22 protein-coding genes and 1 tRNA gene are annotated in these 25,402 nt (G+C 63.0%); 8 read left to right on the top strand and 15 right to left on the bottom strand.

Annotated elements, in window-relative coordinates; translation table 11 throughout:
• Nucleotides 1-87 precede the first annotated feature (87 nt).
• The 4 genes from E1748_RS16080 to E1748_RS16095 are packed head-to-tail and all read left to right on the top strand — an operon-like array spanning nucleotide 88 to nucleotide 5,712.
• Nucleotides 88-1,959, top strand: coding sequence for an extracellular solute-binding protein (locus tag E1748_RS16080; protein WP_133649391.1), 1,872 nt, complete (start codon nucleotides 88-90; stop codon nucleotides 1,957-1,959).
• A gap of 9 nt (nucleotides 1,960-1,968) precedes the next feature.
• The gene (locus E1748_RS16085; protein WP_133648184.1) at nucleotides 1,969-3,021 is read left to right on the top strand and encodes a microcin C ABC transporter permease YejB; all 1,053 of its coding nucleotides are present in this window, start codon (nucleotides 1,969-1,971) and stop codon (nucleotides 3,019-3,021) included.
• Nucleotides 2,975-4,090, top strand: a complete 1,116-nt coding sequence (locus tag E1748_RS16090; RefSeq protein WP_133648185.1) for an ABC transporter permease — start codon at nucleotides 2,975-2,977, stop codon at nucleotides 4,088-4,090. The genes E1748_RS16085 and E1748_RS16090 overlap by 47 nt, the downstream gene beginning before the upstream one ends.
• Nucleotides 4,087-5,712, top strand: coding sequence for an ABC transporter ATP-binding protein (locus tag E1748_RS16095; RefSeq protein WP_133648186.1), 1,626 nt, complete (start codon nucleotides 4,087-4,089; stop codon nucleotides 5,710-5,712). Before E1748_RS16090 ends, E1748_RS16095 begins: the two co-directional genes overlap by 4 nt.
• A gap of 22 nt (nucleotides 5,713-5,734) precedes the next feature.
• On the opposite strand, the gene dmeF is transcribed toward E1748_RS16095, so the two are convergent.
• From dmeF to E1748_RS16120, 5 genes are all read right to left on the bottom strand, one after another.
• On the bottom strand, nucleotides 5,735-6,763 hold the full coding sequence (dmeF, locus tag E1748_RS16100) for a CDF family Co(II)/Ni(II) efflux transporter DmeF (RefSeq protein ID WP_133648187.1): 1,029 nt from the start codon (nucleotides 6,761-6,763) through the stop codon (nucleotides 5,735-5,737).
• Between the two features lie 8 nt (nucleotides 6,764-6,771).
• Nucleotides 6,772-7,047 carry a metal/formaldehyde-sensitive transcriptional repressor gene (locus E1748_RS16105; protein WP_133648188.1) on the bottom strand — a complete coding sequence of 92 codons (276 nt, stop codon included), beginning with the start codon at nucleotides 7,045-7,047 and terminating at the stop codon, nucleotides 6,772-6,774.
• A 143-nt stretch (nucleotides 7,048-7,190) separates the two neighbouring features.
• A complete protein-coding gene (locus E1748_RS16110; protein WP_133648189.1) occupies nucleotides 7,191-7,349 on the bottom strand; it encodes a DUF3309 family protein in 159 nt (52 codons plus the stop codon).
• Nucleotides 7,350-7,911: 562 nt separating this feature from the next.
• On the bottom strand, nucleotides 7,912-9,000 hold the full coding sequence (locus E1748_RS16115) for an S-adenosylmethionine:tRNA ribosyltransferase-isomerase (RefSeq protein ID WP_240766646.1): 1,089 nt from the start codon (nucleotides 8,998-9,000) through the stop codon (nucleotides 7,912-7,914).
• Nucleotides 8,997-9,746: an SDR family oxidoreductase gene (locus E1748_RS16120; protein WP_133648190.1), complete on the bottom strand. Its 750-nt coding sequence runs from the start codon at nucleotides 9,744-9,746 to the stop codon at nucleotides 8,997-8,999. The genes E1748_RS16115 and E1748_RS16120 overlap by 4 nt, the downstream gene beginning before the upstream one ends.
• 127 nt (nucleotides 9,747-9,873) lie before the next feature.
• Between E1748_RS16120 and E1748_RS16125 the strand changes: the two genes are divergently transcribed.
• Nucleotides 9,874-10,491, top strand: a complete 618-nt coding sequence (locus E1748_RS16125) for a helix-turn-helix domain-containing protein (RefSeq protein WP_133648191.1) — start codon at nucleotides 9,874-9,876, stop codon at nucleotides 10,489-10,491.
• Between the two features lie 137 nt (nucleotides 10,492-10,628).
• Here the strand turns inward: E1748_RS16125 and E1748_RS31505 are convergent, their stop codons facing one another.
• From E1748_RS31505 to E1748_RS16160, 6 genes are all read right to left on the bottom strand, one after another.
• Nucleotides 10,629-10,802, bottom strand: coding sequence for a hypothetical protein (locus E1748_RS31505; RefSeq protein ID WP_166653575.1), 174 nt, complete (start codon nucleotides 10,800-10,802; stop codon nucleotides 10,629-10,631).
• 566 nt (nucleotides 10,803-11,368) lie between these two features.
• Complete coding sequence (locus E1748_RS16135) at nucleotides 11,369-12,718, bottom strand: MATE family efflux transporter (RefSeq protein ID WP_166653554.1); 1,350 nt, start codon at nucleotides 12,716-12,718, stop codon at nucleotides 11,369-11,371.
• Complete coding sequence (locus E1748_RS16140) at nucleotides 12,715-13,023, bottom strand: DUF2288 domain-containing protein (protein ID WP_133648194.1); 309 nt, start codon at nucleotides 13,021-13,023, stop codon at nucleotides 12,715-12,717. Before E1748_RS16140 ends, E1748_RS16135 begins: the two co-directional genes overlap by 4 nt.
• Nucleotides 13,024-13,872: 849 nt before the next feature.
• Nucleotides 13,873-14,226: a hypothetical protein gene (locus E1748_RS16150; protein WP_133648196.1), complete on the bottom strand. Its 354-nt coding sequence runs from the start codon at nucleotides 14,224-14,226 to the stop codon at nucleotides 13,873-13,875.
• A 124-nt stretch (nucleotides 14,227-14,350) separates the two neighbouring features.
• The gene (locus E1748_RS16155) at nucleotides 14,351-15,076 is read right to left on the bottom strand and encodes a peptidoglycan DD-metalloendopeptidase family protein (protein WP_133648197.1); all 726 of its coding nucleotides are present in this window, start codon (nucleotides 15,074-15,076) and stop codon (nucleotides 14,351-14,353) included.
• Between the two features lie 133 nt (nucleotides 15,077-15,209).
• The gene (locus tag E1748_RS16160) at nucleotides 15,210-16,124 is read right to left on the bottom strand and encodes an aldose epimerase family protein (RefSeq protein ID WP_133648198.1); all 915 of its coding nucleotides are present in this window, start codon (nucleotides 16,122-16,124) and stop codon (nucleotides 15,210-15,212) included.
• A gap of 603 nt (nucleotides 16,125-16,727) precedes the next feature.
• Here E1748_RS16160 and E1748_RS16165 point away from each other — a divergent pair.
• Both E1748_RS16165 and E1748_RS16170 read left to right on the top strand, forming a co-directional pair.
• Nucleotides 16,728-17,558 carry an undecaprenyl-diphosphate phosphatase gene (locus E1748_RS16165; protein ID WP_133648199.1) on the top strand — a complete coding sequence of 277 codons (831 nt, stop codon included), beginning with the start codon at nucleotides 16,728-16,730 and terminating at the stop codon, nucleotides 17,556-17,558.
• A gap of 166 nt (nucleotides 17,559-17,724) precedes the next feature.
• Nucleotides 17,725-17,801 (top strand) — tRNA-Arg (locus tag E1748_RS16170).
• Between the two features lie 158 nt (nucleotides 17,802-17,959).
• Here the strand turns inward: E1748_RS16170 and E1748_RS16175 are convergent.
• On the bottom strand, nucleotides 17,960-18,703 hold the full coding sequence (locus tag E1748_RS16175) for a hypothetical protein (protein ID WP_133648200.1): 744 nt from the start codon (nucleotides 18,701-18,703) through the stop codon (nucleotides 17,960-17,962).
• A gap of 587 nt (nucleotides 18,704-19,290) precedes the next feature.
• Between E1748_RS16175 and E1748_RS16180 the strand changes: the two genes are divergently transcribed.
• Nucleotides 19,291-21,240 carry an SPFH domain-containing protein gene (locus tag E1748_RS16180; RefSeq protein WP_133648201.1) on the top strand — a complete coding sequence of 650 codons (1,950 nt, stop codon included), beginning with the start codon at nucleotides 19,291-19,293 and terminating at the stop codon, nucleotides 21,238-21,240.
• 139 nt (nucleotides 21,241-21,379) lie between these two features.
• Here the strand turns inward: E1748_RS16180 and E1748_RS16185 are convergent, their stop codons facing one another.
• From E1748_RS16185 to E1748_RS16195, 3 genes are all read right to left on the bottom strand, one after another.
• The gene (locus tag E1748_RS16185) at nucleotides 21,380-22,555 is read right to left on the bottom strand and encodes a porin (RefSeq protein ID WP_133648202.1); all 1,176 of its coding nucleotides are present in this window, start codon (nucleotides 22,553-22,555) and stop codon (nucleotides 21,380-21,382) included.
• A 466-nt stretch (nucleotides 22,556-23,021) separates the two neighbouring features.
• Nucleotides 23,022-23,987: a chymotrypsin family serine protease gene (locus tag E1748_RS16190; RefSeq protein ID WP_133648203.1), complete on the bottom strand. Its 966-nt coding sequence runs from the start codon at nucleotides 23,985-23,987 to the stop codon at nucleotides 23,022-23,024.
• A 100-nt stretch (nucleotides 23,988-24,087) separates the two neighbouring features.
• Nucleotides 24,088-25,392, bottom strand: a complete 1,305-nt coding sequence (locus tag E1748_RS16195; protein WP_133648204.1) for a flavin monoamine oxidase family protein — start codon at nucleotides 25,390-25,392, stop codon at nucleotides 24,088-24,090.
• Nucleotides 25,393-25,402: the final 10 nt, after the last annotated feature.

The raw sequence follows: 25,402 nt of genomic DNA on the forward strand, positions 1-25,402 counted from the left end.
GACGGAGCGATCTCTTTTTGCCGGGCATGCCGTTCGGCGAGTCGCGTGCCGGTCACGAGCCGAAGCGCGTCCCCACCCATATCGATGATGAAATCCGCGAAGTTCCGAGGGCTGTGTGCAGCCGCGAGCCTGGCTGTTGCGCTTGGCATGGTGGTGGCGTCAGTGCCAGCGCAAGCTGCCCCGGCGATCTCGCAGTACGATCAACCCCGCTATCCGGCCACCTTCACGCATTTCGCGTACGCGGATCCCGACGCACCGTCGGACGGTTCACTGCGTTTCCAGAACTACGACGAAGCACAGAGCTACGATTCACTGAATCCGTTTCTCGTGCGCGGCGCACCCGCGCCCGACATGAAGAACCTGATGTTCGAGACGCTGATGCAGCGCAGCTGGGACGAACTCGCGTCCGAATATGCGCTGATCGCCGATGACGTTCAGGTTGCCCCCGATCTCACGTCGGCGACGTTCCACATCAATCCGGCCGCGCGCTTTTCGAACGGTGATCCGGTCACTGCCGCCGACGTCAAGTATTCATTCGACACGCTGACGAGCCCGAAAGCATCGCCGCTCTTCAACGCGCAGTTCGCGGTGATCCGCCGCGCGACGGTGATCGATAGCTCGACGATCCGCTTCGACTTCCGCCACGCCGAACGTGATGCGCCGCTGATCGCCGGCGATCTGCCGGTGTTCTCGCACAAGTGGGGCATGCGCGCGGACGGTACGCGCATTCCGTTCGATCAACTTGCTACTGTGCCGCCGATCGCGAGCGGTCCGTACCTGATCGAATCGCGCCGCAACGACAAGGAAATCGTCTACCGACGCAATCCGGACTACTGGGCCACGAACCTGCCGTCGCGACGCGGGATGTTCCACTTCGCGCACATCACGTTCAGGTTGTACCTCGATCAATACACAAAGCTCGAAGCGTTCAAGGCAGGCAACGACGACGTCGACGTCGAATACAGTGCCACACAATGGGCGCGCAAATACGTCGGCAAGAACTTCAGCAACGGCATGCTGAAACGCGGCGAATTCAGCGACGGCCCCGCGCAGATGCAGGGTTTTCTGATCAACCTGCGCAAGCCGATGTTCCAGGATGCGCGCGTGCGTCGCGCGCTCGGTCTCGCGTTCGACTACGACTGGATGAACCGGATGATGTTCTACGGTCAGTACCGGCGTCTGCAGAGTTTCTTCGACGCGAGCCCGTTCGGTGCGACAGGCATGCCGGGACCGAAGGAACTCGCGCTGCTCGAACCATTGCGCGCAAGCGTGCCGCCCGAAGTATTCGGACCGATGCTGAAGCAACCCGACACGCTGCCGCCGAACTCGTTGCGCGGCAACCTGCGCGTCGCGCGCGATCTGCTCGGGCAAGCGGGCTGGCACTATCGCGACGGCGCGCTGCGCGACGCGAACGACAACCCGATGACGATCGAGATCATCGACGATCAGCCCGGCATGGATCGTCTGATCCTGCCGTACATGCAGGCGCTCGCGAACCTCGGCATCCAGGCGCACATCCGCGAGCTGGATAGCGCGCTGTATCAGAAGCGACTCGACAACTTCGAGTACGACATGACGACGTTTATCTATCCGCCGGTGTCGATTCCGGGCGCAGAGCTAAAGCGCCGGTTCGGCAGCGCGGCCGCGTCGGAAGTCGGCTCGGAGAACTACCCGGGCATCCGTTCGAAAGCCGTCGACGCATTGATCCAGGACGCGCTCTCCGCCACGACGATCGACGATCTCGAAGCGGCGACCCGCGCGCTCGATCGCGTGCTGACGTTCTCGTACTACCTCGTGCCGCAATACTACGCGCCGGGCGCGCGGATCGCCTACAAGGCGACGCTCGGGTATCCGACGGTCGTGCCGGACTCGTATCAATACGAGGACTGGGTGATCGACTACTGGTACGTGAAGGCGGGTTCACAGAAACAACCCGCTGCACAAACCGCCGCACACTGAGGAGCGCGCATGCTGGCCTACATTCTCAGGCGTCTGCTGTTGATGGTGCCGACCCTGCTCGGCGTCGTGACGCTGACCTTCGTCGTCACGCAGTTCGTGCCGGGTGGGCCGGTCGAACAGGTGATGATGCAACTCCGCCACGGCGCCGGCCGTGGCGGAGAGGCGGGGGCGGGCGGCGGCGGTTATCACGGCAGCCAGGGCGTCGATCCGCAGCAGATCGAGCAGATCAAGAAGGAGTTCGGTTTCGACAAACCGCCGCTCACGCGCTACGTGATGATGCTCAAGCACTACGCGACGTTCGATCTCGGCCAGTCGTACTACCAGCACAACAGCGTGTGGGACGTGATCCGCTCGAAGGCGCCGGTGTCGATCACGCTCGGGCTCTGGACGGTGATACTCACGTACATCATCTCCGTGCCGCTGGGGATCGCGAAAGCGGTGCGCAACGGCTCGCGCTTCGATACGGTGACGAGCATCCTCGTGCTCGCCGGCTACGCGATCCCCGGCTTCGTGCTCGGCGTGCTGCTGCTGATGCTGTTCGGCGGCGGCACGTTCTGGCAGGTGTTCCCGATGCGCGGCCTGACCTCCGACAACTTCGCCGACCTCTCCGCGTTCGGCAAGGTGCTCGACTACCTGTGGCACATCGTGCTGCCGGTTACCGCATCGGTGGTCGGCAACTTCGCGATCGTTACGATCCTGACCAAGAACACGTTTCTCGAAGAGATCGGTCGCCAGTACGTGCTGACGGCGCGCGCGAAAGGCGCGGCCGAGCGCGACGTACTGTGGAAGCACGTGCTGCGCAACGCGGCGATTCCGCTGCTCACCGGTTTGCCGGCTGCATTCGTCGGCGCATTCCTGAACGGCAACCTGCTGATCGAGACGCTGTTCTCGCTCGACGGCATGGGCCAGCTTTCATACGACTCGGTGATTCGTCGCGACTATCCGGTCGTGCTCGGTTCGCTGTTCCTGTTCACGCTGATCGGTCTCATCACCAAACTCATCGCTGACGTCTGCTATGTCCTCGTCGACCCCCGCATCCAGTTCCACCGTCTCGACCGCTGAGCCCGTGGTCGTCGCGCATGCGCCGTCGCCGTCGCCATGGCGGCGCACGTGGCTGCGTTTCCGGCAGCAGAAGCTCGGCTACTGGAGCCTCGTGATCTTCGCGACGCTGTTCGCGATCAGCCTGCTCGGCGAAGTGCTCGCGAACGACCGGCCGCTGATCGTCCGCTACGACGGGCATTACTATTTTCCGATCGTGAAGGACTATTCGGAGCTCACGTTCGGCGGCGATTTTCCGGCGCGCGCGAACTACCTCGACCCGTACATCCGTTCGCGGCTCGAGTCGCCGGGCAACTTCGCGATCTATCCGCCGAATCACTACCACTACGACACGATCGATTACTTCGCCGCGCATCCGTTCCCGGCGCCGCCGTCGGCGAACAACTGGCTCGGCACCGACCAGTTCGGCCGCGACGTGCTGTCGCGGCTGCTGTACGGCTTCCGGCTGTCGGTGCTGATGGCGCTCGCACTCACCGTGTCGGGCGTGCTGATCGGCGTGCTGACGGGCGCGGTGCAGGGCTTCTACGGCGGACGTACCGATCTGATCGGCCAGCGGCTGATCGAGATCTGGAGTTCGATGCCGGACCTGTACCTGCTGATCATCTTCGCGTCGATTTTCGAACCGACGTTGTGGCTGCTGTTCATCCTGCTGTCGATGTTCGGCTGGCTCGTGCTGTCCGATTACGTGCGCGCCGAATTCCTGCGCAACCGCTCGCTCGACTACGTGAAGGCCGCGCGCACGATGGGTCTCACGCACTGGCAGATCATGTGGCGGCACGTGCTGCCCAACAGCCTCACGCCGGTGATCACGTTCCTGCCGTTCCGGATGAGCGCGGCGATCCTGTCGTTGACGAGCCTCGACTTTCTGGGGCTTGGCGTTGCACCGCCGACGCCGAGCCTCGGCGAGCTGCTGCAGGAAGGCAAGAACAATCTCGACGCGTGGTGGATTTCGGTGTCGGCGTTTGCGGCGCTCGTCATCACGCTGCTGCTGCTGACCTTCATGGGCGACGCGCTGCGCAATGCGCTCGATAACCGGATGCGCGGTTCCGCGTTTGGCGGAGGTCCGCGATGAACGCACCAAACACAGCCCGTCCGCTGCTGGAAATCGATCGCTTCTCGGTGCGCTTCGGCGACACGTTAGCGGTGCGCGAACTGAGCTTGTCGATCGGCCGCGGCGAGCGCGTTGCGCTGGTCGGCGAATCGGGTTCGGGCAAGAGCGTTACCGCGCTGTCGATCCTGCGGCTCGTCGCGCAGGCGGAACTGAGCGGCCGCATGCTGCTCGACGGCGAGGACCTGTTGCAGAAAACCGAGCAACAGATGCGCGGCATTCGCGGCGCCGACGTCGCGATGGTGTTTCAGGAACCGATGACCGCGCTCAATCCGCTTTACACAGTCGGCAAGCAGATCGCGGAGAGTCTGCGGCTGCACGAAGGGCTGCGACCGAACGCGGCGCGCGAACGTGGAATCGAACTGCTGCGGCGTACCGGCATTCCGGAACCGGAGCGGCGCATCGACAGCTTGCCGCATCAACTATCGGGTGGTCAGCGGCAACGCGCGATGATCGCAATGGCGCTCGCGTGCCGGCCGCGTCTGCTGCTCGCCGACGAACCGACTACCGCACTCGACGTCACCGTGCGCCAGCAGATCGTCGATCTGCTGATCGGCCTGCAGGAGCAGGAAGCCGCCGACCGTGGGATGGCCGTGCTGCTGATTACGCACGATCTGAATCTCGTGCGACGTTTCGCGCAGCGGGTCGCGGTGATGGAGAAGGGCGTGCTGGTCGAAACCGGCACGACCGAGGCGTTGTTCTCGAACCCGCAGCATCCCTACACGCAGCGTTTGCTCGACAGCGAACCGCAGCGCGCAGTCGATCCGATCGCCCCGGGCGCGCGGCGTCTGCTCGACGTGGAAAAGCTCACGGTCGATTACCGGATTCCGGCGCCGGGCTGGCGCTCGGCGTTCGGTCGCGCGACGTTCCGCGCGGTGCACGAAGTCGATCTCACGGTGCGGCGTGGGGAAACGCTCGGTATCGTCGGTGAATCGGGCTCAGGTAAATCGACGCTGGCCGCGACGATCCTCGGCCTGCAAGTGCCGGCTTCCGGCCAGATCCAGATCGACGGCATTCCGCTGCCCGCGTCCGGCACGAACCGCTCGCGTCGCGAACTGTATTCGCGGATGCAGGTGGTGTTCCAGGACCCGTACGGTTCGCTGTCGCCGCGGATGACGGTCGAGCAGATCGTCGGCGAAGGGCTCGCGGTGCATCATCCGGATGTCGGAACAGCGGAGCGGCGCACGCGCGTCGCGTCGCTGCTCGACGAAGTGGGGCTACCCGCCGAAGCGATGGCGCGTTATCCGCACGAATTCTCAGGTGGTCAGCGGCAGCGTATCGCGATTGCGCGCGCGCTCGCGGTCGAGCCGGAACTGCTCGTGCTCGACGAACCGACCAGCGCGCTCGACGTATCGATCCAGAAGCAGGTGCTGAATCTGCTGACGCGACTGCAGAAGAAGTATCACCTCAGCTATCTGTTCATCACGCACGATCTCGCGGTGATGCGTGCGATGGCGCATCGTGTGATCGTGATGAAGGCGGGGCGTGTCGTCGAAGCCGGCGATACGCTCGACGTGCTGCGTGCGCCGTCGCATCCTTATACGCAGTCGTTGCTGGCGTCGTCGATGATAGGGGCGTCGGCTTAGCGATCGCCGGTTGCGGCTCGCGTTATGCGAGTGCTTCCGGCGGATTCACTTCGACCGTCACATGCGACAGCCCTTCGAATCGCTTCAGCATCGCGTGATAGAACCGCGTGTCGCGGCGCGGCTCATGCGTCGCGACGGAAACCACCGCACTCATATGTCCGGGGCCGACACGCCACACGTGCAGATCGAGCACCGTGTCGCCGGCGCGTTCGATCGCGTGCCGCATGTCTTCAGTCATCCGCTGATCGGGACTCATGTCGAGCAGGATCGCCCCCGTGTCGCGCATCAGACCGTATGACCAGTTCGCGATCACGACCGCGCCGATCATGCCCGCGAGCGGGTCCATCCACAGCCATCCGAACTGCCGCGCGAGGACGAGACCGACGATCGCGAGCGCGGACACCGCAGCGTCGGCCATCACGTGGATATAAGCCGAACGTATGTTGTGATCGCGATGCGCGCCGTGAGCGTGATGCGAGTGATGGCTGCCGCTGGCTGTCGGTTCGTCGTGCGAATGCGCGTGAGCGTCGTGGGTGTGCGAATGGTGGTGATCGTGGCTGTGTGAATGTCCGTGATGATCGCCGCGCAGCAGCCACACGCTCGCGAGATTGACGAGCAGGCCGACTACGGCGATGGGAATCGCTTCGTCGAACCGGATCGGCACCGGCGACAGAAACCGCGACACCGCTTCGTAACCGATCAGCACCGCGATCATCGCGAGCGCGATCGCACTCGTGAACCCCGCGAGATCGCCGAGCTTGCCGGTGCCGAACACGAAGCGAGAATCAGTCGCGTGCCGACGCGCATACGTGTAGGCGAGCGCCGCGATCAGCATTGCGCCTGCATGCGTCGACATATGCAATCCATCGGCGACGAGCGCGAGCGAACCGAACACACTGCCGCCGACGATTTCCGCCGTCATCATTGCCGCGCACAACGCAATGACCGCCCACGTTCTGCGTTCGTTCTGCTGATGCGCGGCACCGAGGAATACGTGATCGTGCGCGGCGCGAAACGGACCGCTGCCGAACGGGTTTTTATCGTTGCTCATGTGCCGCCCTACCTGAAGTAACTGTGAACCACGTCGATCAACTGTTCCGTCGCGCTTTCGGACGGATCGTCGTCGACCTCTGCATCGACGAGGTGATTCCTGATGTGATCCTCCAGCACGGTCGCGAGCAGACCATTCATTGCGCCGCGACAACTGGTGATCCGCTGCAGCACTGTTGCGCATCCATGCTCGTCTTCGAGCGCGCGTTCGATGGCTTCGACTTGCCCCTTGATGCGCCGGACGCGATTAAGCAGCTTCTGTTTGTCCTGAATCGTATGACCCATGCGGATGCTCCTCTATACCGGGGCGAGTATAGAATTTCGCGTGGCTTGTGTATAGGGGGTGGGGGTATATGGAAAAGACTGGAAAAAACGATTGCACGCAGCCGCGTGCAGCGGCCGCATGCGATCTGATGCTTACGACAAGGTCATATTTGCCCGAGTAGCAGCAGCACGATTACGACGATCAGTACGACGCCGAGAAGGCCGGTTGGCCGATAGCCCCAGCCGCGGCTATACGGCCAGCTTGGAAAGGCGCCGATCAGCAGCAGGATCAGCACGATCAGCAGAATGGTTCCGAGGGTCATGGTCGTCTCCGTTACGGCTCGTGGCCGGATAGTCGATCAGGAAAGGCGAGGAAGGGGCGCACGCGCAGCTGGTGAGAGCGCACGCATACGCAGGCAGCGGTGCGCGGGTGGTACATCGCGCAACCGCTGTCCTTGCTTTCGATTCAGCAAGCCGTGTGCCCAGTGGGAAGGTCAGCAAGCGGCAGCGCAAAGGATCACATGCAAGCCCACACAGAGCGCGAGCATGACGCACGCCATTGAGCGTGCTGAGCCCTTCGGCGGCGAAGCCCGCGGGAAGAATGACTGCCTTGTCACGAAGGCAAACGGCGCGAGGGCTGATCTCGTCTCGGACCACCAGGCAGAGTGAACGTGGCGCCCACTTAGGCGAGTGCCACCGAGGCCGCACACGGAAAGGAGAAGCTTCGTGTCAGCGGCTTTCTTTTGCCTACTTTTCTTTGCCGCGGCAAAGAAAAGTAGGTGCCGCCCCGCACAGGGGCAACGCTTGCGCCGCGAGGCGCGAATTAGCACCACCACGCGAAAAAACAAAAAAAAGCACAAGCAAAAAACCAGGCACAGTATGCGTTCACACGCTACTCACCTCCGCACAGGTATCGCACACATGCGTCGCATGCGCCTCACGCTCAACCCACATCGAATCACCGAACTCATGCGTCCGATACCCGCCAGCTTCGAGAGCAGCGGTAACCCGCATCAACGTCGCCGCCCCAGCGAACGCCCGCAACAACGCATAGTGGCTCGAGTCAGGCTCATGCGTCCCCGACACGATCACATCGACCGCCCGCAACCGTGTATGCGGACCGATACGCTGAGTCGCAAGGCCATCACCCGCATGCACGATGCCATCGACCCGCGCCGAATGCTCGAGCGCCCGCACAACGGTAGTCCCGATCGCGACAACCCGCCCCCCGCGCGCATGCGTCGCCGAAACGAGCGCGGCCGTCGCGACAGGAATCCTGTACGGCTCATCGAGCGGCAGACGGGCATCGAGCGCGGCATCGCCAGTGGACGAAAGACCAGCTGCATGCGTGAGCGTCGCAAACGGAATGCCGCGTGCACGCAATGACGCAACCGTCTGCCAGTCCAACATGAAACCTGCAGAAGGCGCTTCGAACGCAACCGGCTGCGCAGCAATTGAAGTCCACACGTCCCACAGCGCGAGTGGATCGCGCAGATGCGCGTACTGCACCGGCTTGCCGTGCTGCGCGAGCATGCGCCACACCTGCGCGGCGTCACCATCAAAATGCAGCTCGACGAAACGCGTGTGATCGAGGAAACGCGCGATGGTCGCGTGCTGATCGCCGAAGCGCAGTCGATCGCCTTCACGGAGAATCGGCGGTGCGGCACGCGCTTCAGTCGGCGTGTGGAAATCGCCTGCACCGAACACGATGGCACTGAAGCGCGTCATCGCGTGAGCAGCGAACGCCGCATGACCCGCGAGCCGAACTTCGATGACCGCGCCGCTGCGCACGTGAATACCAGAGAGACTCGCAGGCAGCGTGGCCGCGTCGTTGGCGATCACGCAGTCGCCGCGACGCAGCAGCCCGGCGAACGCGACGCGCGGACGCTGAGCGATACGACCATCGCGATCGACGACGAGCAGCCGTGCATCGTGCGGGCGCTGTATGGGCGAGGTAGCAGCACGCATGGTCATACCTGGCTCCGTGCATCGACGGCTTCGCGTTCTGTCGACGCTCCACGCAATTCGTACAGCGCCGCACCCATCGCATCGGCGATCTCGCGAGCAGCAACAGCAGGCGGCTTCAGTTCAGCCGGGTCGCCATCGGGCACAGCAAGCGCATGCAACGGCGTGTCCATGTCGCCGGGATCGAGCGACAGCAGGCGCACACGCTCGCCGGCGAGTTCGGCGTTCCAGATGCGCGTCATGTGGCGCAGCGCGGCCTTGCTCGCGCCATACGCGCCCCACAGCGGGTACGGCTCGATCGCGGCATCGCTCGACACGTTCAGCACGATCGCGCCGCCGTGCTCGCGTGCAGCCGAGGTCAGCGAGCCGAGCAGCGCTTTCGTGAGCCGGAACGGCCCGAGCAGGTTCGCCGCGAGCGCGGCTTCGAGGTCTTCGCATTCCGTGTCGGCGAGCCGCGCGAGCGGCACGGGTCCCAGCGACGACGCGTTATTGACGAGCACATCCAGCCCGCCGAGCACGCCGCCGATCTGCAGCGCGAGCGGATAGATGTCGTCCTTGTTCGCGACGTCGCCGACGAGTCCGACCGCGTTCGGACGGGCCGCCGCGATCGCTGCGACGCGCTCCGCCGTGCGGGCGACGAATGCGACCCGCGCGCCGCGCGTGAGCAGTTCGTCCATCAATGCGAGGCCGAGCCCCGAGGTGCCGCCGGTGACGGCGACGCGTGCGTTGGCGAAGGGTTCGATCGATCGGGTCATGGGGAGGTCCTTGTAAGAGAGCCGCGCACTGGTTACGTTAGGAGTGCAAGCTCGATGGCCCGATAATAGGAACGCACAGTCGCTGTCCCCAGCGCGTTGTCCAACCCCTTGTCAGATAGTCGATACGATGGACGAAACCCTACCGCCGTCAGCGGACGAATCCGCCGACGAGCAGGCTCACGATGCCCTGCACGCCGCGCAGCACCTCGCGCGCAATCTCGTCGCGCTACGGCATGCGCGCGCGTTGACGCAGGAGGGGCTCGCGAAGGCGTCGGGTCTACCGCGTTCGACGGTCGCGAATCTTGAGTCGGGCGACGGCAATCCGTCGCTGGCAGTGCTGATGAAAACGGCGGGCGCGCTCGGCGTGCCGCTCGACGAACTGCTCGCGTCGCCGCGCGCGAAGGTGCGTCGATGGTCGGCAGCCGAAGTCGCTGCGCAGAATCGCGGCAACGGACTGACGATCCGGCCGCTCGTCCCCGAGCCGATGCCCGACGGCATTCTCGAAACGATGACCTTCAGTCCCGGCGGCTACATGCGCGGTACGCCGCATCTGCCGGGCACGCGCGAATATTTCACGTGCCTGGAAGGCCGCGTTGCGATATTCGTCGCGGGCGAGCGGCACGGCCTCGAAGCCGGCGACGTGCTCGCGTTTCCGGGGCACGTACCGCACTCGTATCGCAACGAAGACGCTCAGCAGAGCGCGCTCGGCGTGTCGATCGTGATTCTCGCGAAGGCGGGAGTGTAGGACGGGTGTCAGAAAAAGCGGCACAGCAAGACACGCGCCCGCGTGGCGGGCGGTTGGGTGATTCCTGAAGTCAAACGCGCGGACGCAGGAGCGGACGAACGCGCCGTCCGCTCCCGAGCGATTCGCGCCGGCGCCGGTCAGTGTCTACGCCGTATCCACGCGGGCATGTGATGGACCGCGAACCAGTGGTGCATCATGCCTTCGCCATCGTGTTCGCGGCGATATAGACGCGATTCGAACACCGACAACGCAACCAGCACCAGCAACCCGACAGCGAGCCCGATCAGCCCGGCGATTGTTTCAGCATCCATGGCAGCCTCCTTGCTTAATGCAGCCATCCCTTTATGGTAGGTCAGTTGCGGCAAAGGGGAAGGACGGTGCGTTGCCGTCGTGCTCCGCGCATTGCAGGTAGACTGCACGGCCGGACGGTGTGCGCCGTCGCACTTTTTCTGTTTTCTGTCGAAAAGCCTATGAATCGTGTTGCATGGCGGTTTCCGCTAAAGTCGTCTTTCGTTTTGTCCTTTGTTCTGCTTCTTTCCGCTTGCGCCGACGGTTCGTCGACGCCTCATCGGGCGCCGCCGCAGGATCCGCCCGACTACCACGGCGTTCCGACCGACACGCGCCCGCCGTCGATGATCGTCGCGCCCGACGCGCAGTAACGCTTGATGACGACGTGGTGGTGTGGATGATGTAGCTGCCGCAAAAGACGAAGCCCCGGCGCGGGCACGCCGAGGCTTCTGACCCGCACGCACTGTTCGCGCGGAGCGCGCGGGCTGAACGCATTCCAGCATGAATCGCCGCTTCGATCTGTATGCGCTTGTTTCAAGTGGTAACCGGGACGCGTTGTGCGAAGTGGGGTGCGTGGACGCACGGATCTTCACGCGATACTTCGCGCAACCCTCGGCAGCAGACGCCCCAGCGTAATACCGCGTGCCGCCATGAACACCAGCAACGCGGCCCACAGCCCATGGTTGCCGTACGCCGCGACGAACCCCCACGACGCGACGAGAAACACCGCGAACGAGACGGCCATCGCATGCATCAATTCGCGCGTGCGCGTCGCGCCGATAAACACGCCGTCGAGCAGAAAACCCCACACCGAAATCACCGGCGATAGCGCCGCCCACGGCAGATAGGTCTCGGCGGCTTGCCGGATCGACGCCTGATCGGTCAGCCGTTCGACGATCCATGCGCCGGCGCCCGCATACACCAGCGAGAATCCGAGCGCGCCGCATCCTGCCCAGAGCATCGTCGACCGGACGGCCTGCCGGAAAGCGTTGCGATCGCGCGCGCCGATTGCCGCGCCGACGAGCGCCTCCGCAGCATGCGCGAAGCCGTCGAGTCCGTAAGCCATGAAGGTCTGGAAATTGAGCAGCAACGCGTTCGCGGCGAGGATCGCATCGCCGTGCTGCGCACCGAGATGCGCGAACCAGCCGAACGAACCAAGCAGACACAGCGTGCGCACGAAGATGTCGCGATTGATTACGACGAGCCGCTTCAATGCATCGCGATCGAACAGATCGATGCGTCGCGGCGCGGGCCCGTCATGTGTCCGCAGATGCCGCAGCAGCGCCGCGCCGAGTACGAAACCGAGCACATCGGCGGTAGCGGTGGCGGCGCCGATGCCCGCGACGCCGCCGTCGAGTCCATACACGTAGAACAGCACCGCGATCACGTTCACGACGTTGATGAACACCTGGATGACGAGCGCCGCGCGCACGCGTTGCGTGCCGAGCAGCCAGCCGAGCACGACGTAGTTCGCGAGCGCGAACGGCGCGGCCCAGATGCGCGCGTGAGAGTACGCGCGCGCGTGTCGTTGCACGTCCGCGCTGCCGCCGAGCGCGCGCAGCGTGTAGTCGATCAGCGGAGCCTGCGCGAGCAGCAGCACGGCGCCGATGGCGAACGCGAGCAGCAGCGCGCGCACGACGTTCATCCGCAGCGCGTCCGGATCGTTCGCGCCGAACGACTGCGCGACGAGCCCGGTCGTGCCCATCCGCAGAAAGCCGAAACCCCAGAACACGAAGTTGAAGAACAGTCCGCCGAGCGCGACGCCGCCGAGATACGACGCGCTGTTCAGATGACCGGCGACTGCTGTGTCGACGGCGCCGAGAATCGGCTGCGTGAGATTGGCGATGACGATCGGAAACGCGAGCGTGAAAACCCGGCGATGCCAGTGAACAGGTGCGACCGAGTCGGAACCGGTCCGCGCAGAGTCGCTGTCGTTCAAGCGCGTTCCTGCACGCACACCCACGGCGACACGACGACCGCCCACAGGTTCGGGTCGCGTGCTGCATAGTCGGAGGCGGTGTTCTCCTGCATGCGTTCGACGAGTCCCGCCGATACCCATTGCGCGACCTGCGCGGTATCGTCGCTGGCAATCGCTTCGGCGACGCTCACGAGGTCGAGATCGCCCGCGACGCGCAGCAGCATCCCGCGGGCAAAGAACCGTTCGAGTTCAGGCCAGCCGATTTTGGCGGTTTCACCGAGCAGCTTGGCGTACAGCGGGCTATGGGACGAGTCGGACGAAGTCATCGGAGCAGGGTGGGGAAGCGGAAGGCGGCCGTTACTATAAACCATCGACAGGCGGTAAAAGCATCGTGCAACCTCGCATGCAATGCATATTTCTGTGATGCAAACGTAATAAATTAACTCAACCGTATCTCTTATTTATTCGGACAATTAGTACCGAGGGAATACATCGCGGACCGGAAGCCTATCGCGGATTTCAAAAATCCTCACTCATTCGTGCACTGCCGCACATCTCATTATGCGGTGCGAAAAATTCGCGACATGCTGGGTCGATTTAACGATATTTGTTGGTTGAGAGCATTTTGCGAACTATGTTGAGATAGCTGAGAGGCCTGCCCAGCCTGCGTTTTGGGTCAATGCCTTAGATAATGAGACAGTTAAATTTTAAAAATTCGTCTGTATATTAAGATGGGATTAACGAGGTATGTCGGGGATTTTTCTTCACGTAATGCGTACTCCGTGCGCCGCAACACATTTTCCTGGAAATTAATAGATTGCACATATAAAGGCAGGTTGTTAGATTTCCAATCGGCGCATGGTGAACCGGTCCTTTGCCGATATGCGCCGAACCCCCGTTAGCCCGGCCGCGTGCCGGGCTTTTTTTTCGTCGTCGGTTTTGCTGCGGGGAGCGACTGACCACCCAGATGCGGGAAGCGGCCACTTCACTGCGGTGTCGCAAGTTGCTGCGTATGATGCTCCGGTGACGAACCGGACTGCGTCGATGATTCTGCTGTGGACTTTCGTGGGAGTGTGCCCCGTCGCGTTCGGCGTGCTGTTCGCGTTCGCGTCACGCGTCGACCCGCTGTCGGGCCGGTTGCGGCTCGGGCAGCGGCACAGCACGCAGGCGCCGGGTCACTGCTTGCAGCGCACCACCATCGACCGGTTTTTGACGTTCGCGCCGAACAATCCACCCAGCGACCCGCCCGCGGTCGCACCGTTGTCCACATCCTTCGAAATCACGTCGTAGCCATACGCGCCGCACGCTTCGCCCGCGCGACGGTAGCACTCGCCCCAGTTCGAACTCGCGTCGCTGCCGCTGCAGTTGATCGCGAAGCCGGTTTCGCCGCTGGGCAGATAGGTCAGCGTGGTGGTACTCGAGCAGCCCGCCACGCTCGCTAAGGACAGTGCGGCCAGTGTGGCCAGCCCGGCTAGCGCGGTGGCCCGTACGAAGGCAGCCGTGCCGGCCGCGGAAGTTGCGGTTTTCATCGCGAGATCCCTGTAGACGACGCGGCGGAAAACCGCGTCTCGTAATCAATGGAGCGTCGCGAGGCGGCTGGGGTTCCCGGCCGGTTCTGCATCGGCGTGCTGCAACAGCGTCCGGGCAGGGCGATCAGCGTGCTGGCAGCGCGCGCGACGGGTCGATCGACCGGCCCTGATAGCGCAGTTCGAAGTGCAGCATCACGCGGTCGCTGTCGGTGTCGCCCATTTCGGCAATCTTCTGGCCTTGCGTGACCGCCTGGCCTTCCTTCACGAGAAGCGCGCGGTTGTGTGCGTACGCGGTCAGGTATTCCGACTGGTGCTTGATGATCAGCAGATTGCCGTAGCCGCGCAAGCTGTTGCCCGCGTAGACCACCGTGCCCGCGGCCGCCGCGACGACCGGCGTGCCGGCTGCGCCGCTAATGTCGATGCCCTTCGAGTTCTTGCCGTCGAATGTGCGGATCACGGTGCCGTTCGCCGGCCAGATCAGCGAGATCGACGTGGCAGGGGCGGCGGACGGCGCTTCCGTTTCGACCGGTGCGCTGCGCGGGCTCGCCGAAGCTGTACTGCTTCTGCTGCTACCGCTACGCGAGCCGCCCGCTACGCCTGCGGAGTTCGCCGGCGGCTCGACGCGCAGCACCTGGCCGACCTCGATCGCATCCGGATTCGACAGGTTGTTCCAGCGCACGATGCTCTGCACCGACGCGCGGTTGCTGCGCGCGATTTTCGACAGGGTATCGCCCCGTTCGACCCGGTAGAACCCGGGCCCGACCGGCGCCGATCCGCACGCGGCAAGAAGTGCGACGAGCGTAGCCGCAAGCGGCACACGGACCAGCCGTCTGATTGTTGTTCCCAGCATTGGACCTCGCAAAGCACCGCCGCGCGCTGACTCCGCGTGCTGACTCCGATTACGCGGCGGAGGCAAAAACGCCCGATTCTAACGGTTTTGCTGCAGACCCCGCGAAAACGATGCGGCGCTGCCGCCGTATCCGTCAGCGGGTTTCGGCAGTGGACGCGACGTGGATGCGCAGTGTGGCCGTCTCGGTGACGCCGGGTTCGAGCCAGCGCAGGCCGAGGCCGTTGTGGATTGCATCAGGCAGGCCGAGCCACGGCTCGACGCAGTAGAAGTCCGAGTCGGCGGCTTCGGTCCAGGTCGTCACCGCGTACCAGTCGATCGAACCGGGACGCTGCAGATCGATCGTCACGATGCGGTTCAGGCCCGGTGCGACGAGTCGCACTTGCGCATCGCCGCCTTCGAGGCAATGAAAGCGATCGAGGATGCGCGGATCGTCGAGCGTATAGCGCGGCTCGCCGGCTTCCGGCGCGCTGATCGTGCCGTCGGGCTGCTGATGGCGACGGTGTGTCGGCGGCAGTTCGAGCGTCGTCTCGCCGCGCTGCGTGTGCGGCAGTTCGAAGTAGAAGTGATGGCCCGCGTAGTAGGGCAGCGCTGCGTCGCCGGTGTTGGACGTGGTCAGCGCGACGTCGAGCGTGTGTTCGTCGACGAGCCGGTAGACCGCTTCGAAGCGGAAACCGAACGGATAGCCCGCGCGGGTCGCGTCGCTGTCGACGAGCGTCATGTGCAGCGTGCGGCCGTCGGCTTCGGTCGTCGCCGCGAACGGCAGGTCGCGGGCGAAGCCGTGCATCGGCAACTCGCGCACGACGCCCTGTGCATCGCGCCAGAAGCCGAGCCGGCCATCGACGCGATGTCGTCCGAGAAACGGAAACAGCAGCGGATTGCCGCCACGGATTTTCGACGGCTGCCTCCAGTCGGCCGCATCGGGCCAGTGGATCACCGGCTGGCCGTCGATATGCCACGACAGCAGCCGGCCACCGGTCTGCGGCGCGAAGCGGAGGAGGGACGCGCCGTGCGCGATTTCGACGATGGGTTGATGCTGGAATTCGGGCATGGACGAAACGACGGAAGAAACCGGGATTGAAGGAATGCGCGACGGGTGCAACGCGCGGCGGGACCGCAGGCGACTGTGGATTGTGCGCTGCTTTGCGCTACGGGGAAACCCTCTCCCGGGAAATTGCGGGTGTGACGCGAGGCTCGCGTTGTCGATAATTCGTCTGACTGTCCCGGCCATTCGTTGCCGGCAGTCGATCTCCGGAGGCGGTCATGGATCTCGCGATGGCAATGGGCGTTGCCCTGTTCGGCATGTTTACCTGCAGCACGGTGTATTTCTTTTACAAGATCGCGCGCTAGGTCCGTCCGATTGCCGTTGCGCGTCGCGTATCTGGTCTTTGTCCATACGTGACGCTGTGACGTCGGGTCCGGCTCGTTCAAGCTACCCGCCTTCCCCGCAAGGCCGCCGCCCTGGCGGGCTTTTGCTTTCATCGATGTAAGCCGTCGCTGCCGCGAATTTTTTTATCTACGCGTAAACGCTTGGCGGTGCCTTTTCCCGCAGTCATAATCGGTGCGCCTCTGGACGCCGGGTCGCGAGCCCGGCGCGCCGTCCGTTTTTTTTCGCGCTTATTTCACATTTAATTTCACCATAGAGGGCCGCCGCGTGAGCTTGTGGTTTCTGATTTTTCTGAGCGTCTTGCAGGGCGTCACCGAACTTTTTCCGGTCAGCAGTCTTGGGCATACGCTGCTCGTTCCCGCGCTGTTCGGCATGCATATCGACAAGCATGCACCGCAACTGCTGCCGTTTCTCGTCGCACTGCATCTCGGCACCGCGCTCGCGTTGCTGTGGTACTTCCGCGCACGTTGGGTCGCACTGGTGCGCGGCTTCTTCGCATCGCTGGGCGGTCGTCATAACGACGACGGCCACATGATGTGGGCGCTGATTATCGGCACCATTCCGGCGGGCATCGTCGGGCTGCTGCTGGAAAAGCGGCTCGAGCATCTGTTCCACGATCTGCGGATCGTCTCGATCGCGTTGATCGTCAACGGCGTGCTGTTGTGGTTCGGCGATCGGCTGCAACGCTCGCGCGTGCATTTTGCGCCGGAGCGACTGACGTTCCGCCAGGCGTTTCTCGTTGGCCTCGCACAGATCGGCGCACTGATCCCCGGTTTTTCGCGCAGCGGCCTCACGATGATCGCCGGCAATGCAGCGGGTCTCACCGCTGAGAAAGCCGCAGAATTCGCGTTCCTGCTCGGCACGCCGATCATCTTCGCGGCCGGCTTGCTCGAAGTACCGAAGCTGCTGCACTCGCCGGGGCAACTCGGAGATGCGGTGCTCGGCGGTGTGTTGACCGCGATCGCCGCGTACCTGAGCGTACGCTTTCTGATGCGCTACTTCGAAGGACGTGGACGGCTTGCGGCGTTTGGGGTGTATTGCGTGATCGCGGGGGCGCTGTGTCTCGGCTGGTTCATGCTGCATCCGCAGCCGGTTTGATGTTTCTGAGGTTCAATTGAAACGACGGATAACCGGCAAACTCGTCAGCGAGCGCGCGGTCGGTTAAAATCGCGGTCTCGCCTACCGGCTCTCTGGTGTTGATGGACCCAATGCGTAGGGTCCGTTGCCTTTGCGGCCGGTTGGCGTCGATCGCGTTTGTCGGTATCCGCCCTTAGCTCAGTTGGATAGAGCAACGGCCTTCTAAGCCGTAGGTCACACGTTCGAATCGTGTAGGGCGGGCCAGTCTGATCCAGCGCCCGGACTTTCTGTTGCGCGCGCTTCGTCGTTGCGAATTCTCGTGTAGCCGGCGCGTAGGCATTTCCCTTCTTTGAATCTCGATCTACGTTGATCGCAAGTCTGTGCGACCAGCGCTGCATCTACTTCACATCGATAACGAATCGTCACGCCAGAACGGCACGTGTCCGGTTTTTCGGATCGACGAGCAGCGACAGTTGCTGCCCAACCTGAAAGCCCTGGTAACTGAGCGCATGGGCAACTGCATCCTCGCCGGTTTCCAGTCGAATCGACAGCCGGTAATTGGGCATATAGTTGACCAGCCCCTGACGCTGAACGTTAGTAATCCGACCGAACGCTGGCACGCCGACACGGCGCAGACGCTTCGCCCTGAGAATGCGCAGCGCGAACGCGCCCACAGGGATGATGATCATCAGCGGAAAGAAGAATCCAAAACCCGCCGCGAAGAACAGATCGCTACGCAGCGACCATAACCGCCGCCAGCGATCGCCCGGCGAAGGCAGACGCAGGAAGTTTTTCGCATAGCTGCGCGCGTCCTGCGCGTTGGGGTCTTTGTGTCCCGCCTGGTTCAGGCTGATCTGTTGTGCCAGCCTGTCCGCGTATCCGGCGACAGCGCCTGCTGCGTGTGCATCGACGGTGTTCGATGTGGACAGTGCATGCGATCGCAACACGTCGGCGCGATTGCTGATGTTGTACGCCTGTTGTTCCAATGCATCGGCACGGTGTGCGATGTCGATCGCCTTTTGTTGGCGCGCATCGTCGGGTGTCGATTGTGGTTTGGCGAGCGTGGCAACCTCGGCCTCGAAGGCCTTTTTCTGCTGACCGAAGCCGACTTGTGCGGCATCGATCGCATCGGCTTCTGCCATTAGCGGAGAGAGTTGCGCGCGCATGTCCGACGACGCCGGCGCAAACCATTCGAGGTTTGAACCTTTCGTCGCATCGCCCGCGTAGATGCACGCAAAGCCCAACGCCATCATCGCAATGAACCAGATACCGATCGTCCTGCTCATGTGGACTTTTCCTTGTTGTCGCCTGGTAGCCTCGGGGCATCCGGTAAGAGCCTGAACCTGGTGGATTGCCGAGCGGTTTTCAGATATGGATGATCGCGTATGACGGCGGTGTTACGCAATATATCGGTCATAGGCATTGGGCGTTGCTTATGGTCGGGAAATCGTTTTAAAGATCCACGATTTTTCGCATTCCATAACTCCAGAATTCTCTGCATTTTCAAGCCACAAGGCCACGAAAAAACCCGACGCATTCACGCTGCCTTCGAACGTTTCAACACCACCCGCCAACACGTTCTAGACGAGTTAATCGAAAGCGCAACTAGCTATCCGCATTGGCACTGATAGAGTAATAAGCGGCAACCGGACAACGAGCCTTTCTGCGTGCTACCTACCCGGAGCCGCATCAAGAATGGGTTGCAGAAGAACAAAACGGGAAGGCCCGATAAAGGCTGTGAGGGAAATTGACCATGAGTCATATGCTGCAAAACGGGGAGATGGCGGTACTCGCCATCGCCGTGATACTGGCAATCGCATTGCTGGTCTGGATATCGGGAATCATCCGCTACATTCCAAACGACCGCGTCGGCGTGGTCGAAAAGCTCTGGAGCCTGAACGGCTCGGTCAAGTCGGGGCTGCTTGCACTCAGCGGAGAAGCAGGTTTTCAACCGGACCTGCGTCGCGGCGGCTTTCACTTTTTCGCGCCGTTTCAATACCGTGTCCACATTCATTCGATGGTGTCGGTGACGCAAGGCAAGATCGGCTATGTGTTTGCCCGCGATGGTCGCGATCTGCCCGCCGGACAGACGCTTGCCGACAACTCGAACATCGATGATTTTCGCGACGTGCGCGCCTTCCTTGAAAAAGGCGGCGAGAAGGGCCCGCAGCGCAAGGTATTGCGCGAAGGCACGCACATTCTGAATCCCGCGCTCTTTGTCGTGATGACGGAAGAGGCTACCTATTCGCTGTCGCTTAAGGCCGCCGAGAAAGCCTATTACGAAAAGATGCGTGAGCTTCTCGATCAGCGCTCGGGATTCTCGCCGGTCGTCGTGAAGGGCGCAGAGGGCGAACACGATTCCGACCTGCTCGCGATCGTCACGGTACAGGACGGTCCCGCGTTGCCGAAGGACGAACTGCTCGCGCCGGACGTCGGCGATGTCCACAACTCGTATCAGGAGCCGCAGAAGTTTCTGGCTGCCGGCGGTCGCCGTGGTCGTCAGGAGCGCGTGCTGGTCGAAGGGACGTGGTACATCAACCGTCTGTTCGCGACGATCGAGTTCATTCGCAAGACCGTGATTCCGGTCGGCTTTGCAGGCGTCGTCGTGTCCTATACGGGTCGTCGCGGCGCCGATCTGTCGGGCAGCGAATATAGCCACGGCGAGCTCGTCGAGAGCGGTTGCCGCGGCGTATGGCGTGACCCGCTGATGCCGGGCAAGTACGCGTTCAACACGTACGCGGGCAAGATCGAACTCGTGCCGACGACGAACTTCGTGCTGATGTGGAAGTCGGGCGAGAGCGGATCGAACTTTGATTCGAATCTGCGTGAAATTACGCTGATCACGAAGGATGCGTTCGAGCCGTTGCTGCCGTTGTCGGTGGTCGTGCACATCGACTATCGCAAGGCGCCGATGGTCGTGCAGCGCTTCGGCAACATCGCGCAGCTCGTCGAGCAGACGCTCGATCCGATGGTGTCGTCGTATTTCAAGAACGTCTCGCAGACGAAGACCTTCATCGAGCTGATCCAGTCGCGCAGCGAGCTGCAGGCCAATGCATCGAACGATATGCGCGGGCGTTTCCAGGCGTATTCGCTGGAATTCGAGGAAGTGCTGATCGGCACGCCGAAAGCGCAGGGCGGTGACGTACAGATCGAAAACATCATGGCCCAGTTGCGCGACCGGCAGATTGCGCGTGAACAGGTCGAGACTTTTGCGCAGAAGCAGATCGCGGCCGACAAGCAACGCGAGCTGAACGAAGCGGAGCAGCGCGCGGCCAAGCAGAAGGAGCTCACGGGCTCGCTCGTCGACATCAGCATCAAGGAAAACATGGGCTCGGCGAGCGTGAAGGCAGCCGAGAAGCGTCGCCAGGAAATCGAGGCGCTGGCTCACGCTGAGAAATTCCGTCAGGAGATGGAGGGCTCGGGTCGCGCGTCGGCGATTCGTTCGGTGGGCGAAGCGGAAGCGTCGGCAATCAAGGCGAAGTCCGAAGCGTTGCAGGGCGACGGTGCCGACAAGCAGCTGACGCAGACCGTGATGCTGCGACTCGCAGAGGCCTTCGAGACAGCCAAGGTGCCGCTCGTGCCGCAGATCCAGCTGGGCGGTGGTACGGAAGGAAACGCATTCTCGACGCTGATGTCGCTGATGAGTTCGCTTAAGGCGCTCGAGCTGTCCGCATCGCACACGCGGCATAGCGAAACGCAGTAGTCCAGTTGCGATTCGATAAGCCCGACGCAAAATCAGGCTGAAGAAAAGCACGAAGGGATATCGCATCCGCGATATCCCTTCGTCATGTCCGGTCACGCAGCGCGTTTCATCTACTCACGCCGCGATCGCCTGAATCAAATCAAAACCGGTGCCGAAGCCCCAGATTCACCATCTCCTGCGTGCTCGTCCCTGCATACCCATACGAACCGATCGAAGCCTGCGCCGCCACTGAGCCGCCCGTACCGTCGCCGGTCTGGCCGCTTGCATGTTGATACGCAGCGGTCATGTAGACGTCGGTGCGCTTCGACAGGTTGTAGTCCGCGCCGATCGACACTTGATGATACGTCGCCGACGTGTCGCCGCTCGACTTCGTGTAGCTATAGCCGAGGCCGAGGAGCAGGGCGGTCGACGCCTGGTAGTTCACGAAGCCTTGCCCCGTGTTGTACTTCTCGTTCGATGCGAATGCCGATGCGCTGTCGCGACGATACTGCGCATTGCTGTAGCCGGCGCCGAGCGTGAATGCGCCGAGCGTGTACTGACCGGCGATGCGCGCGATACCGAGCGAGTGCGCGGTGTCGTAGCCGAGGTTGATCGGGCCGTCGAACGTGCCGTCCGACGAGCTGGTCCAGCCTGCGCCTGCGTCTGTGCTGCGCGGACCGGCCGAAGCGGGGCTGTTGGCGGCCCAGAAGTAACCGGCGGCCACGGCGATCGGGCCGTTGTTGTACGCGAGTGCGGCGGAGTACGACTGCTCGGAACCGGTGCTGCCGGCGATGCCGCCGAACGAGTACATCGTTTCGAACTGCAGGCCCGACCAGACCGGCGATGCGTACTTGACGGCGTTGCTCACGCGGAAGCTGTTGTCGTAGTTGTCGACGTCGCCGGCAGTGGCGAACGCGCTGCCGAAGTAGTTGTCTTCGGTGATGCCTTGCACGAGGTCGATCAGCGGATCGTACTGGCGACCGAGCGTCACGGTGCCGTATGCGTCGCTGGCGACACCGACGAACGCCTGGCGGCCGAACATGCGGTTACCCTGGCCGAGCTTGCCGGTCGACGGATCGAAGCCGTTTTCCAACTGGAAAATCGCCTTCAGACCGCTGCCGAGATCTTCGGCACCCTTGATGCCCCAGCGCGTACCCGACAGATTGCCCGCACTGCTGTTGCCGAGCGCCCACAGGTTCTTGTTGCCGGCGGCGTTGTGAACATAGGTCAGCGACGTATCGATCGTACCGTATAGCGTCACGCTGCTCTGGGCATGGGCGGCGCCCGCGGTAGCGAGCGTCGCGATCGAGATCAGGGGTAGCACTTTGCGTTTCATTTTTTCTCCAGCGCGTTGTTTGTGTGTTTTAGCGGTAACACCGGGTCGCAGACTATCCACGCAAAAGTTCGCTGTAAAACGCTGGAAGCACCACCGTCGGAAATATCGGACACACCGCGCGCGTCGATTCCTTATCGTTTCGCCAAAACAGTATTGCCTGAACCGAAATATTTAGCGCTTTCTTTATGGATATCGCGACCAATGAGCACGCGCTCTTAATGGATTGAATCGCTTTGATCGCGATCGGCGTCAAGAACGCATCAATCTTGTTGAGATGGGAATAATCATTTGCGGGATGTGCGGCGAATCGCGCGGACGATGTGCGCTATGGTCTTCGGCTTCACAGCTATCCGTAGACAGCGGATATCTTTTTTGTGCGGTACATCCCGCGCGAAACGCTCTTCAATTCAATACGGTTGCCGGCCGCTCCATCGAGCACACGTCCGTCAACCGTCTGCACACTCCATCAAGGCGTGATCACCTGCAGCCCCAGCGTGAGATTCAGATCCCGCTCGACGCTCATCCACGGGCTGATCACCGCGTAAGTGCCGTTCGTCGACGGTGGCCACTGATGCTCGTCGGGCGCCGGCTGCACATCGGCAGGCAGCGTTGCACCGACATTCAGACCGACCATGTACACCGACGCGCCGCCTGCGACGTAGAACACCGGCGCGCCGCTGTCGCCACCGGAGCTGACGTAGTTCGCGAGCAGTTGATCGGTCAGCACGCCTTGATCGTCGAACGTCACCGTCACGTTCTTTGCGCAGATGACGCCGGAGCGCAGCGCGGTCTGGTTCGACGCGCCCTGCATCGACACGGCGATGCCGCGGGCCGGTGCATCGTAAATCGCGTCGACGCTGTAGGTGCTGTTGCTCGAACGCCAGATCGCGCGTTCGGTAATCGCCGTCGTGCCGGCGACGAATGCGCTGTCGCTGCTCGCGTTGCCGGTGTAGTCGGTGACCGCGACCACGCGTCCGATGCGCCAGTCGTTCGTGGCGCTTCGGCGCGGCTGATAGACGTCGACGGCGGTGCGAACCGCGACGTGTCCGCAGGTCACGAATCCTGCTTGCCCTTCGCGCGTGGCCGCGAGACAGAGCGTGCCTTCGCTCGCCACGTCGGGACAGCTGAGATACAGGCCACCGACCGGCGGCCGGTTGTAGTCCCGCTTGTTGGCGTGACGGACAGCGGGCGCGCACGGAAACAGGTGCAACGGCGCGTCGCCGGCGAGCGTTTCGAGGTGGCGATGCACGCTCGCGATCGATGCTGCCGTATCGACGCCGACGGCGACGTGGCCGCGTTCGTCGTCGATATGGCAGAGGGTGACGGGCAGGCGTGTGCCCGAGCCCATCATCATGTTGCTGATGCGACGGTGCGCGCGGTGCAGCGCGGCGTTGAGCGCCGGATAGTGGGTTGCGGATACGGTGCGGTACATCACGTGGCTCCCTTTATCGATAACCGTTTCGCGGACCTGTGCCGACGAACCGGTTCTGACTCTCGCGCGACGGATGCCGCGCGATCGAACGCGGTGTGGCTCACGCCGCGTGGACGTCGTGCAACACGGCTACTGCGGCCCGCTCGCCCGAGAAGTAGGCGGCCTGCAGCGTGCCGTAGCACGACGGGTCGGTGGCTTCGCCGGCGAAGTACACCCGCTTCACGGGCGTAGCGAGTGCGTCGCGTGCCTTCAATGCGTTCGGATCGTCGGGGCCGCCGCCGGTGAACGCGGTGTACGAATACGCACCGCGCGCGGCGGGTTCGTTGCTCCAGTTGGTCATCGCGCGGCCGGTCGTGAAGAACACGCCGTCACACGCGGTCTGGATGCGCGTCTTGAACAGCTTGAATACCTCGCTGTCGGGCAGACGGTCGAGCGCCGCCGCGAAATCGCCTGCCGCGTGCGCGATCAGCACGTCGTCCGCATGGGGCAGGCGGTAGTACTGCCACACGCCCGGCGGATCGTCTTCGGCGAGGTAGTAGTTGGTGCCGGGCACGATGTCGGCCGGCGACGTGCGCAGCCGCAGCGCGAGCTTCTTGTACGAGCCGAGGCGTAGCACTTTCAGCGCGTTGCGATGCGCGTCGGGCAGCGCCGGTTCGAACGCGATGCTGCCGTCGCCGAGCACCGACACCGGCACGGTGACGATGCACGCGTCGACGGTCAGGCTCTGGCTGTCGTAGGTGAGCGTGACCTTGTCGTCGTCGTACGCGATCTTCGACACGACCGCGCCGAAGTGCTCGACGTAGGTGCTGCCCGATGTCGGCCGCAGTTTCTGGCCCCACGCGGCGACGAGACTGCCGATACCCTTGACCACGAAGAGATTCTCTTCGCCGTCGCCTTTTGCTTCGCGCGCGCGATCGGCGGCGATGTACTGCCATGTCTCTGCCGATTCGGTGAACGGTCCATACGTCGACGTCGCGTGACCGAACAGCTGGACCTCCTCGATCTTGCGCGGCTTGCCCGCGACGATCACATTCGGCTTCTTGCTGTTTTCGTCGAACGAGGCCTGGATTTCATCGACGACCGCCTGCACCTGCGGCTCGGTCGTCGGCAGCGTTTCCCAGCCGTCTTCGGTCTCGACGCGCAAGCGATACACCGCATCTTCCTCGACGGTATCGAAGTTGAGTTTCTTCGCGATCGCCGTCAGCGGATTGAGCGTCGGGTCCTGGATGTACTGCGCGCCCTTGTCGAACGCGAAGCCGGGGATCGACGTCGTGTCGGTGCGAGCCCGTCCGCCGTAGCGACCGGTTGCCTCGAGCAGATGCACAGCGGTGACGTTCTTGTCCGCGAGCAGCGTGTAGGCGGCCGCGATGCCCGCGACGCCTCCGCCGATGATGGCGACTTTCATGGGAACACTC

Origin of the sequence: Paraburkholderia flava, assembly GCF_004359985.1 — a bacterium.
Classification (GTDB): domain Bacteria; phylum Pseudomonadota; class Gammaproteobacteria; order Burkholderiales; family Burkholderiaceae; genus Paraburkholderia; species Paraburkholderia flava.